Raw genomic sequence first — 12,247 nt, 5'->3', positions numbered from 1 at the left:
GTTAAAATGCAATTTTACTATTATTATTATAAAAACAAGCTGCTTATATCCGATACACATCTTCCTTTTAGATCCATTGAAGAAAAAACCGTTTCCACTTATAGAGGATATATCTACAGACTGGTGAATGAAAATACAGATAGTTCCAAAATGTGCTATTATGTAACCCATCCTTCTCAAATATTTTCACCCAGGGAGAGTTTAAAACTCATACGGTATAAAGGCTCTGTGGACTATAACCTGCCAGACTGGCTTTTAAAATCCATTGAAGAAAACAGGTTAATATGTTTAAATACAGCTTACCCGGATTGGACTGAAAAATTGGATCATATCTTTCCAGTCTTCCATGATAATATCGGTTTTCGTAAATGGAATTTAACTGTAGTTGGTTTAGGAGATGTAGGAGGAAGCTTAATTACTGGACTTAGGATATTAGGTGGAAAATATATAAATACTATATCCATATACGACCACGATAAAAACAAGATAAAAAGATGGGAATATGAATGTAATCAAGTTACAGATTCCAATACCAATTCTCTATTTCCCAGAATACTGCCTTTAAAAAGTGAAGAGGACTTATTTAAAAGCGACATGTTCATATTCTGTATTTCCACGGGTGTACCTGAAATTGGTAAAAAAGTATCTGATGTAAGACTTATACAATTTGAAGGTAATTCAAAGATAGTAAAAAGTTATGCTCAAAAAGCTAAAGATTGTGATTTTCACGGTACATTCGCAGTAGTTTCAGATCCAGTGGACTTACTTTGCAAATCCGCAGTAAGTACTGGATTATTGCCGGATCAGATAAGGGGATATGGCTTAGGTGTAATGAACGCCAGAGCCAACTATTACTCGCAGAAACTAAATGGTCATGAAAATTTTCTTGAGGAGGGAAGATCTTTCGGCCCTCATGGAGAGGGGCTTATAGTTGCCAACAGCATCAAAAATTACAATGAAGAAATATCGAATTATCTAACCGAAAAGGCTAAAAAAGCCAATATTTACATGAGATCCATCGGTTTTAAACCCTATATTGCCCCTGCCCTATCTTCAGGTGCTTTTTCCATCATAAATACCATAAAAGGTGACTGGAATTACAGCAGTACTTTTCTTGGGGGAGCTTTCATGGGATGCAGAAACAGGCTGCTGCCTTACGGAACTCAGTTAGAATATTACAAAGATATGAAAGAACCATTATTTTGCAAACTGGAAGAAAGCTACAAACAGCTGTTAAAATTCAAACCATAGCCTTGCTATAATTCTTCTTTACGGGGGTGAAATCATGAAAGAGGTTTATGTTATATGCCCAAATGACAAAATATCCACTCAACTAAAGAAAATGCTAGATAGTTTTATAGAAGGATTTGATATTGCACATTATATAAGCAGTGCATACTATACCGATTTTCAGAATAAAAAAATATTATTTTTACTGGAACTAGACAGCAGTACTTATTTTGACATTCCCATGCTCAACTTTTTCAGCAACTTAGATTCAAAATCCAGGAATATTTTCCAGGGCTCCACTGCAGCACTTCTCATCCACAGCAATTCTGAGCTCGGAACGAAAAGAGCTGCCCAGGATATAATTTTTATGGCAAATAACCTGGGCTGCAATTTTATAGGGCATCCGCTGGTAGAAGCCACTGTCAATTTAAAAAATTTCTTAACCTGGCAAAAATCCCTCCGGCTTCCACTGGAAGAAATATGTATAAATCTAAGCTCTAAACTCGGGAAGAGGCTTGCAGAATATAAAACTTCAGAAGCAATAAAAAAAATAACGGTTTTATATTCATCTCCACATAAAATATCCAATACCCTTGATCTCTGGCATCTGATTTCTAAATATCTAAAAAAGATATCCATAGAAGAGCTGCAGATAGAAAACGGCAAAATACTTGACTGCAAAGGTTGTCATTACAGACTCTGCCTGCACTACGGCAAACAAAACAGCTGTTTTTACGGCGGCTTCATGGTAGAAAATGTATTACCTTCCATAGAATCTTCAGATGCGGTAGTATGGCTTTGTCCAAATTATAATGACTCCATCGGCGCAAATCTAACTGCCACCATAAATAGATTAACTGTCCTGTACCACAAAATAAGCTTTTATAATAAGGCCCTTTTTGGAATAGTTATTTCTGGAAATTCAGGAAGTGATTCCGTGGCAAAACAGCTTATAGGAGCTCTCAATATAAATAAGGGCTTTAGACTGCCTCCGAATTCAATAATTACAGAAACTGCCAACAACCCAAAAGCCATATTCGAAGTGCCAGATATAGAGCTAAAGGCAAAAGCTTTTGCAGCTACTATAATGAACAGCTTATAACTCTTCATCCACGGTATAATACAAAATTATAAAAAAGAAACTCCATAAGAGTTTTTTTATAAAATAATATGTTAAAATAATAAGTGCTTATGCATTAATTTTTAAAATAGAGGCGATAATTGTGATATATATAAAAACTAAAAAGGAAATAGGCTATATGGCAGCAGCAGGTAAAATACTTGCATCCTGCCACAGGGAAATAAAAAAAATGATAAAACCCGGCATAACCACCATGGAAATAGACTCCTTTGTAGAAAAATATCTGGAGCAGCATCATGCTAGTCCGGAACAAAAGGGGTATATGGGATTTCCCTATGCCACCTGTGCTTCTGTAAATGATGAAGTTTGTCATGGATTCCCAAATAAGAAGCCTTTAAAGGAGGGAGATATTGTAACCATCGACATGGTTGTAAACCTAAATGGTTGGCTGGCAGACTCCGCGTGGTCCTATGCAGTGGGCAATATATCAAAAGAAGCCCGGGATCTCATGAAGGTTACAAAAGAATGCCTTTACAAGGGCATTGATAAAGCAGTAGTCGGAAACCGAATAGGCGACATAGGCCATGAGATACAGACCTATGCAGAATCTCTTGGATATTCAGTTGTAAGAGACTATACAGGTCACGGTATAGGTAAAGTAATGCATGATGATGTAGCTGTGCCGCATTACGGAAAACCGGGAAGAGGTCTTAAATTAAAAGATGGCATGGTAATCACCATAGAACCAATGATAAATACAGGCACTTATGAGGTTACAGTTGACAGTAATGACTGGACTGCACGCACTGCAGACGGCAGTCTGTCCGCACAATACGAGCACACCATTGCCATAACAGACGAGGGCCCTAGGATCTTGACAGATCAGGATAATATATAGTGGAAATCATAAAATAAGCACTGATACAAGGTGCTTATTTTGTATATATTCATATATAGAACATCTTATTGACAAAGATTTGAATTGAAGCTATACTGTTATTGTTAACCATTATTATTTTATATGTTAACAATTAACTTTGAGGAGATGTAACCATGAATTTAAAATTTTCCATTAAAGAGATGAGCACCGCAGCTATTTTTACTGCCATAACAGCTATACTGGCCCAAATTTCAATACCACTGCCTTTTACTCCTGTTCCCATCACCATGCAGGTATTTGCAGTATATTTATCAGCCATAATTTTAGGAGGCAGGCTTGGAGCATTGTCCCAACTTATCTATTTACTTTTAGGTGGAATAGGAATACCTGTTTTTGCAAATTTTTCAGGCGGATTTCAAATTCTGGCTGGTCCTAATGGAGGCTATTTGTTAAGTTATCCAATAATAGCCTATCTGATAGGTAAAATTTCAGAAAAAGATTCAAATCATATACTTTCCATAGCAGAGCTTATGGGTACCCTGGTGATGTGTTATGCTGCTGGGACAATTCAATTCCATTTTGTAACAAATATATCTATACAAAAAGCAATATTCCTCTGTGTACTTCCCTTTATTCCGCTTGATATAATAAAAGTCGTAGTTGCCTATATAGCAGGATGTAAAATAAAAGGATCTCTCTTAAGGGCAAAACTGATAAAACTATAATGTGAAAATTCAGGTTCCCAGTAATATATGTTATAATAATTCTATAAAACCATTTTATAGAGAAAAGGGGTGCCACTTTAATATAAATATGATAAACATAGAAATTCAAGATTGTATAAAAGACATAATTGGCTCTCAAATTGCCATCGGTGCTATAGAAGCAGCGGTAAAGGTAAAGGAATCAGACCCTGCACTAACAGAAGAAATATCTCTCCTATCAAATAAAATAGCTGCTCTATACAGTCTGCCTGAGATTTCAAAAATCGACAACATACATGCTGCAAGAGAAGCCTATAAAGGATTTGGAAAAGATCCCAGCAGATACAGAGTTTCTTCTGAATCCCTGACACGCCGTATAGTTAAGGGAAACGGACTTTATAAAGTCAATAACATAGTAGACATAAACAATTTAATTTCCATATACTCTTCTCATTCAGTATGTTCCTACGATATGGATAAAATAGATACGGAAATTTATTTTACCCTGGGGAAGGAAGGAGAATCTTACAGAGGTATAGGTAAAGGCCAGGTAAATCTGTCGAACATGCCTGTGTTTGAGGACAGCAGAGGTAAGTTTGGAAGCACTACTTCTGATTCCACAAGGGCTATGATAACAGAAGGTACTAGAAAGCTTCTAATGAACATAGTTTCTTTCAACGGAGACAAAAATTTAGAAAAATATATGAGCTATTCTAAAGACCTTTTGATAAAATACGCAGAAGGCGAAATCCTATATACCCATGTGATAAAATAAAAAGAAGGTACTACCCCCACAGTAGTACCCATCTTTGATTAAAAACTACTTAATATCTATCTTTTTAACATTATTTCTGCCTTTTTCAGTTTTTGGCAAATTTACTGTCAAAACTCCATCCTTGAAAGAAGCACTTATAGCATTTTCATCTACATTATCAACATAAAAACTTCTTTTAAGCTCTCCATAACTTCTCTCCTGTCTTATAAAGTTTTCATTTTTATCTTCTTTCGAATCTTCTCTCTTTGCAGATATAGTTAAATAATTATTGTTATAATCGACATCTATTGCATCTTTATTAATGCCTGGAAGATCAGCTTCAACTATATACTTATCGTCATCTTCTTTAAGGTCTACTCTAAATCCCTTTCCAAATCCATTTACATTAACCGGTGCAAAAAAGTCATCATTGAAAAATGAATTCACAAAATTATCGAATATATCACCTCTCGCCAAAGAATTATTCCTTCTAAATGGAACCATATCAAACATAACACATACCTCCTCATAAATTATTATTATGTTGTTATGATTACCTTTCATAGAGGTAATCCTTATTACAGTTATTATAATACAACTAAGGTCAAAGAAAGTCAAAGTCTAAAACATTTAGATTTGTATAGCAAAAAGAAGCTATTTTGAGATAATACTATATAATTTAATAATAAAAAAATTTTTACCTATATATCTAGAATTTTCATCATTTTTATGCCATAGTATAAAAAATATATAAAATCTTTATTTTTCCATATTTTTTATCAATGCTGCCCTGTTTATTATGGAGGATCCATATTTTTGACGTATAGAATCAATAACATTTTCTATTTTCTGTTCCCTATCCAAATTATCTTTTCCGAAATCACTTTTCATCATGTCAAACATGGATATCTGCCTCATTTTACAGTCCTCCTGAAATCCGCTTATACTTATTCCAAGCAGACGTATCGGCAGTTGCATATTCCAGCTTTTTTCAAGCAGATCAATCCCCGCCGAATAAATATCTTTGGACAAGCATGTTGGAACAACAGGTTCTTGCCTGGTAATGGATTTAAAATTTGAATATTTAATACTTATCTGCACTATACGGCCCTTTTTGCCATATTTTCTAGCAGTCATTGCTATTTCATCAGAAAGCTTCATTAAAATAACCTTGGCTTCTTCCATATTGAAAACATCATGAGATACTGTAATGGATTTTCCAATGGATTTTACATCGTTTTTCATCCGTCGTTTTAAGTTCGAATCGTCAATGCCATTGGCAAATTCATGAATCTTTCCTCCAACCCTTCCAAACTTTTTTATAAGATATTCCCGGTTAAAAAGCGCCAGATCTCCAATAGTTTTAATTCCCATATACTGTAATTTTCGGGAAGTTTTTTTCCCGACTCCATACATGGATTGAATGTCAAGAGGCCACAGCTTTGATTTAATATCCTTCCTCCAAAGTTCTGTAATTCCAAGAGGTTTTTTCATTTCAGAAGCCATTTTTGAAAGAAATTTATTTTCTGATATACCTATGGAGCATCCCAATCCCAGTTCGCTGTCAATATGGCGGCTGATAAGTTCTGCTGATCTCAAAGGTCTTCCAAATATTCTATCACAGCCCGTCATATCAAGCCATGCTTCATCAATACTGTTCTGTTCAATAATGGGTGTATATGAGGAAAGTATATCCATAATCTGTCTAGATTTTTGTGCATAGAAATCCCTGTCAGGAGGAATGAGAATTAAATTGGGGCAAAGCTTTAATGCTTCACCTAAAACCATGGTGGTTTTAACTCCAAATTTTCGGGCCCTATAATTTGCAGTCAAAATAATCCCTCTCCTATCTTTGGGATCTCCTGCTACTGCCGCAGGTTTATCAATAATTTCAGGATGCCTTATTGTTTCACAGCTTATAAAAAAAGCATTCATATCTACAAGAAAAATTACCTTCTGCATACTCCCACCTTCAAAAGTTCTTTTATTAATATTATATTATTAACTTGATAATATTCAAAATCTATATTATTATATAAACATAAGCTTCAACAATTATATATTTGTAGTTAAAAGGGAGTAATTTAAATTATAAAGTCAACATTTCGATTTGTTTTTAAATCTGGCTTTATAAACCTAAGGGTAATAAGACTTTTAACATAATTCTATTTTAAATACGAATTATGTTAGGAGTCTTTATTTTTGCTTCAAAGTGCAGATATCAATTATTAAATTACAAGGAGGTAAATTTATGTCTACAAAAAAATCACTACTCCATCTTTGCTTCTGGGTAGGATCAGCTTTGCTCTTCAATATCGGAATTTATATCTTCATGGGACAGGAAAAAGCCCTATCTTTTCTAGGAGGATATGTAATCGAACAAAGTCTTAGCCTAGACAATCTTTTCCTATTTCTGCTTATATTTGAAAGTTTTTCTATAAAACCCCAATATCAGAGAAGAGTGCTGACTTACGGAATTTTTGGTGCGGTACTATTGAGATTGATATTTGTAGTTTTAGGTGTGACCATTGTCAATAAGTTTCACTGGATGCTCTATATATTCGGCCTTATTCTCATAATAAGCGGCATAAAAATGATTATAAAAAAGGAAAAATCAAACAACTTCAACGACAGTAAGATAATCAGGCTTGTAAATAAAATAGTTCCTGTTTCTAAAGAACTAGAAGGTGAAAAATTCTTCGTCAAAAAAAACAAAATGCTTTATGCAACTCCATTGTTTGCAATACTCATATTGATAGAGTCTTCAGATATAATTTTTGCCATAGATTCAATTCCCGCCGTATTTTCCATAACTACCGATCCTTTTATAGTGTATACTTCTAATATCTTTGCCATATTGGGACTTAGAAATATGTACTTTTTACTTGAAAAACTCCATCAAAACTTTGCCTATGTAAAATACGGAGTTGCATGTATATTGATATTTACGGGAATCAAACTCTCCATTACATTTTTCCACATAAATGTTTCAGTTGCAGTATCCCTAGCAATTATATTCTCAATTATGATTATCAGCATTTTAATTTCTTTCATCTTAAATAAAAAAAGAAAAACCCTCTGTTCTAGAATTTCTAAAAACACTGTAGAATAGAATTTACAATCCATAACAGGCCCGTCAAGCCACCGCAATATTTAGTTGCGGGACTAAGGCGGGCTCACAGTGTAATGAACTGGCGGTTCTATCTGATTATAATCATATCTTTTGTAACTTTATTTAATATCTCACCTTTTCCTTCGTTTAATAATACAATATCCTCTACTCTCATACCAAACTTCCCGGCAATGTATATACCAGGCTCTACACTAAATGCCATCCCATTTTTGAGTACCTGCTTATTCCCTTCACTTATATAGGGTGCTTCATGATCAGCAGTTCCAATACCATGCCCCGTTCTGTTTATAAAATATTCTCCATATCCAGCATCTTTTATAATGTCTCTAGAAGCACGATCTACATCTCCTGCTTTGATACCTTCCTTTACAACATTTTCACCCTTTTCATTAGCTTCTAAGACAATACTGTAGATTTTTTTCTGCTCTTCCGTAGGTTCTCCTACAAATACGGTTCTGGATTCGTCAGAGCAATATCCATGATATCTGCATCCAAAATCCATTATGATTACATCTCTGTCCTGGATAACCCTGTCATAATCATTATAATGCGGTCTGGCGCTATTTGGCCCTGATGCTATAATAGTTTGAAATGCCAGTCCTTCACCTCCATACTCTGCCATTAATTCCTCAAGTTTATCTTTAATATCACCTTCAGTTATTCCAGGCTTTACGAATTTTAGGACATTTTCAAAAGCTTTATCTGCAATATTGGCAGCTTTTCTCAAATTATTTTTTTCTTCTTCATCTTTTATTATCTTCAAGTTTTCCATTATGCTAACTCCATTTATAAACTTCACATCGATCTCATTGGAGACATCAATCATATCTACCGCCCGTATTCCGTCGTTTATTCCTATTTTTTTACCTTCCAGACCATATTTTTTATTTGCCTTTAAAATAGCTGGAATAAAGCCTTTTCCATCACTCCATTTAAATATGTCCATATCCTCTCCCAGCGCTTCTCTTGTCTCTTCATAGTACAGTTCAGGTGCTATATAAAAGTGTCTCTTATCACTAAATACGAATAATGCTTTGAATCTTTCATCCATCAACGGGTGAAGTCCAGTAAGATATTCCAGGTCAGCAGAAGGTCCTACTATAAGTACATCAATCCCTCCATTTTTCATAAGCTCCGTCAATCTATCAATTTTTTTATACAATAACATTAAAATCCCTCCGTCTTTTTATTTTATAATATTAATTTGTCTTTATCCTGTTTAAATCCAGTCCTTTTTACAAAGTTATTCCAGATGGCAATCCCGCTAAATATTACAATCAGCGCTCCGCCTATCATTTCAACTTCATATATTATATTTTCCTTCAGGCTCGGCATAACCGGTGTCGCCGATAGGACAATACCCAATGATACCACTACTAGAACTACATACGCTATATTGACTGCTCTGCTGTTTTTCTTTGAGATCTCATAAGGTCTTTCTTCATTAGGCCTTGTTTTCCTGAGTCTAATATATGAAGTAAGCAGCAGTACATAGGGAAATAACGCAGTGAGTGCAGTCATAGTGACAAGTACGTTATATATAGTATCGACTGAAGGCAGCAGAGATGTAGCAAGCAATATCACTGTCACTATGGCTGCCTGCAAATAAACCGCCTTTGTGGGTATGTTGTGTTCATTGACTTCAGTAAACGATTTAGAAAATATTCCCTTATTGACGCTTCCGAAAAGCATCTTTATTGGTGAAGCAATATAGAGTATTATGGACCCGAGAATTGAAAGGGATATTCCAAGTGCAACGAGCTTTATGAACCAGCTTCCAATTCCAAGATTGGCTGCAACCTGTGAAAGTGCTACAAGTACGCCCTGTGAAGCAGTTATCTTATCTGTAGGAAGAACAAGGGTTATTGCAATTGAACCCAGGACATAAAGGCCTGCCACAAAAGCCGCAGCAATCAGTATAGCTTTGGGGAAATTTTTCTTTGGATTATCCATTTCCGTCACAAAATTAGCTGTAGTTTCAGCACCAGCAAGAGCAAACATCACAGAAGAAATAGCAGCAAATGAATTCACGTCCATTTTGGGCATAATTGTCTGAACTGTGTAAACAGATGCAGGTTTATGTCCAAATATAAGAACAGATATGAATGCCATGGCAATCAACAGTATTGTAGGAACAGTTGACCCCAGTGCTCCAATATTCGTAAATATCTTTCCAAAAGCCATACCTTTTGTACTTATTACCGATAAGATCCAGAAAATAACCAGGGACGCTGCCATTACAAATATTTTATTTTCTGCCAGAGCAGGTTGTCCTATTGCATAGGATACGTTTACCATTAAAAATGTTAAAAAAGAAGTATACCAGAATATCTTTGCCGTCCAATTCAACCAGGATACCATAAAACCCTGCTTGTCTCCATAGGCTTCTTTTACCCATTCATAAAGTCCGCCGTCCCGCGGATACGTTGCCGCAAGCTCGGCACAGATAAGGGCAATTGGTACAAAGAAAATAAAAGTAAAAATCACCCATACCGGGATTGCACCTAAGCCCAGCCCGAAACTAGATGCCGTAGATTTGGCAATCCACCTTATTCCAAAAAGTGCCGACACATTCATAAAAACTAAGTCCCACAATCCGATTTTGTTTTTCATTTTTGTCCTCCTTTGATACATGTGTATTTCACAATATTTATAATAATTTATATTAAATACCAAAACTTTATTTAAAAGTAGCTTGCAAGCAATAATTCATTTCATACCATTTATGCAGTTAACAGTATATCACCTGAAAACGTTTCTGTAAATACTTTTTTCTATATATCTGAAATAAATTTCATTTATACAAAAATTATATAGTAAATTTTTATTTTTTAAAATTTTTTTATATATATAAAAAAATTTTTTCATCTATTCAAAAATTACTATGTACAAAAATTTTTTTGTATAATATAATGATATTAGAAATTGTTAAACAATCTACAATTTTAATATAAAAATGGAGTGACTTAATTTGAATTTAGATATTGGCGAAAAAATAAAGGAATTGAGAACTAAAAATAATTTAACTTTAAACGATTTAAGTTCAAGAACCAACTTATCCATTGGCTATTTATCCCAATTGGAAAGAGGCTTAACAAGCGTGGCTATTGACACATTGGACAATATTGCTAAAGCTTTAGGAGTTACAATATACTATTTCCTGAGCAAGCCTAAAAACAAGAAAAATTTTATTCTGAGAAGTTATGAAAGAGAGGTACTGGAGGTAGAAAACAATCGAATCATACAGATTCAATTGACAAACGATATAGAGGGGAAAAATTTACTTCCAAGAATTTTTGAAATACTTCCAAGCAGCAGCGATGAAGAAATAACTTCATATCCGCATATTGGCGAAGAATTTGTATACGTACTGGAGGGAATTTTAACCTTATTGATCGATAAAGAAAGATATGAATTATTTCCCGGAGACAGCGCTCATTACAGCTCAAATCGCGAACATAACTGGACAAATAATACCAACAGAATCGTAAAAATATTGACAGTTCATACCCCAAACCTTTTTAAAAAATAATTATCAAATTAGGAGGTGAATTACTTGACGTCAGGTACTATTTTCAATATACAGAAATATTCCATTCACGACGGCCCTGGAATTCGTACTACGGTCTTTTTCAAGGGATGTCCTTTAAAATGCTGGTGGTGCCACAACCCTGAAAGTCAAAACACAAATCATGAAATAATGTTTTTTGAAGAACGATGTACTGTTTGTGGTAAGTGTATTAAAAAATGTCCTCAGAATGCAATTAAAATAAATAACAATTTTCCCGAAATCGATAAATTCAAATGCACTCTATGTGAAAAATGTGTAGATTTTTGTCCAAATAACGCCAGAGAACATGTTGGCAGAAATATTACATCAAACGAGCTTATAAAGGAAATTGTAAAAGATGAAGTTTTTTATGAACAATCCGGTGGAGGCGTTACTTTTTCTGGAGGAGAACCACTTATGCAGGTGGATTTTCTGGATCATATACTCAAAAGATGCAAAGACAGGGGAATTCATACTGCAGTAGATACCAGCGGCTATGCGCCATGGAAAAGTTTTGAAAGAATAGCTTCAAAAGTCGACTTATTCCTATATGACATAAAGATTATGGATAACGAAAAACATAAAAAATATATTGGAGCTGAAAACGATATTATACTCAAAAACATTGAAAATCTTTCCAATATGGGATGTAATATATATCTTCGAATGCCTATAATAAAGGAAATCAACGATGATAATGACCATATAGAAAAAACAATAAAACTACTATCAATCATAAATGTAGAACAGGTAAACCTGCTGCCCTATCACAAGATAGGAATGGATAAATACAGAAGACTAAAAATGAATTACAAATTATCCGGCATGGAGAAACCTTCTGACGAAAGGATGGAGGAAATAAGCCAAAAATTTAAGAAAGCTGGAATAAAAATCAAAATAGGAGGTTGATTGATT

At 34.5% G+C, this 12,247-nt stretch carries 12 protein-coding genes; 8 read left to right on the top strand and 4 right to left on the bottom strand.

Annotated features, from left to right (window positions below; all coding sequences use genetic code 11):
• Positions 1–6: 6 nt before the first annotated feature.
• From LN736_RS09090 to LN736_RS09070, 5 genes are all read left to right on the top strand, one after another.
• The gene (locus LN736_RS09090; protein WP_229981410.1) at positions 7–1,251 is read left to right on the top strand and encodes a lactate/malate family dehydrogenase; all 1,245 of its coding nucleotides are present in this window, start codon (positions 7–9) and stop codon (positions 1,249–1,251) included.
• A gap of 34 nt (positions 1,252–1,285) precedes the next feature.
• A complete protein-coding gene (locus LN736_RS09085) occupies positions 1,286–2,332 on the top strand; it encodes a flavodoxin family protein (protein ID WP_229981409.1) in 1,047 nt (348 codons plus the stop codon).
• 121 nt (positions 2,333–2,453) lie between these two features.
• Positions 2,454–3,209, top strand: coding sequence for a type I methionyl aminopeptidase (gene map / locus LN736_RS09080; RefSeq protein ID WP_150357502.1), 756 nt, complete (start codon positions 2,454–2,456; stop codon positions 3,207–3,209).
• A gap of 155 nt (positions 3,210–3,364) precedes the next feature.
• Complete coding sequence (locus tag LN736_RS09075) at positions 3,365–3,916, top strand: biotin transporter BioY (RefSeq protein ID WP_150357500.1); 552 nt, start codon at positions 3,365–3,367, stop codon at positions 3,914–3,916.
• A gap of 88 nt (positions 3,917–4,004) precedes the next feature.
• Positions 4,005–4,670 carry a B3/B4 domain-containing protein gene (locus LN736_RS09070; protein WP_179978247.1) on the top strand — a complete coding sequence of 222 codons (666 nt, stop codon included), beginning with the start codon at positions 4,005–4,007 and terminating at the stop codon, positions 4,668–4,670.
• Positions 4,671–4,715: 45 nt separating this feature from the next.
• Here LN736_RS09070 and hsp18 read toward each other — a convergent pair whose 3' ends face one another.
• A complete protein-coding gene (gene hsp18, locus LN736_RS09065) occupies positions 4,716–5,162 on the bottom strand; it encodes a heat shock protein Hsp18 (protein ID WP_150357498.1) in 447 nt (148 codons plus the stop codon).
• A gap of 246 nt (positions 5,163–5,408) precedes the next feature.
• A complete protein-coding gene (gene dinB / locus LN736_RS09060) occupies positions 5,409–6,611 on the bottom strand; it encodes a DNA polymerase IV (protein ID WP_229981408.1) in 1,203 nt (400 codons plus the stop codon).
• Positions 6,612–6,900: 289 nt separating this feature from the next.
• Here dinB and LN736_RS09055 point away from each other — a divergent pair, with 289 nt between their 5' ends.
• Positions 6,901–7,761, top strand: a complete 861-nt coding sequence (locus LN736_RS09055) for a TerC/Alx family metal homeostasis membrane protein (RefSeq protein WP_150358958.1) — start codon at positions 6,901–6,903, stop codon at positions 7,759–7,761.
• Between the two features lie 88 nt (positions 7,762–7,849).
• Here the strand turns inward: LN736_RS09055 and LN736_RS09050 are convergent, their stop codons facing one another.
• Both LN736_RS09050 and LN736_RS09045 read right to left on the bottom strand, forming a co-directional pair.
• Positions 7,850–8,950 (bottom strand): M24 family metallopeptidase, encoded by a 1,101-nt coding sequence (locus LN736_RS09050; RefSeq protein ID WP_150358957.1) that lies wholly within the window; start codon positions 8,948–8,950, stop codon positions 7,850–7,852.
• Positions 8,951–8,973: 23 nt separating this feature from the next.
• Positions 8,974–10,395: an APC family permease gene (locus tag LN736_RS09045; RefSeq protein WP_229981407.1), complete on the bottom strand. Its 1,422-nt coding sequence runs from the start codon at positions 10,393–10,395 to the stop codon at positions 8,974–8,976.
• A gap of 358 nt (positions 10,396–10,753) precedes the next feature.
• Between LN736_RS09045 and LN736_RS09040 the strand changes: the two genes are divergently transcribed.
• On the top strand, positions 10,754–11,314 hold the full coding sequence (locus tag LN736_RS09040; protein WP_150358558.1) for a helix-turn-helix domain-containing protein: 561 nt from the start codon (positions 10,754–10,756) through the stop codon (positions 11,312–11,314).
• Positions 11,315–11,338: 24 nt separating this feature from the next.
• Positions 11,339–12,241 (top strand): trans-4-hydroxy-L-proline dehydratase activase, encoded by a 903-nt coding sequence (locus tag LN736_RS09035; RefSeq protein ID WP_229981406.1) that lies wholly within the window; start codon positions 11,339–11,341, stop codon positions 12,239–12,241.
• Positions 12,242–12,247 lie beyond the last annotated feature (6 nt).

Source organism: Clostridium aromativorans (assembly GCF_020908015.1).
Lineage (GTDB): Bacteria > Bacillota > Clostridia > Clostridiales > Clostridiaceae > Clostridium_B > Clostridium_B aromativorans.
Note: the sequence above shows the minus strand (reverse complement) of the source record. Positions and strands in the feature narration are given on the sequence as shown.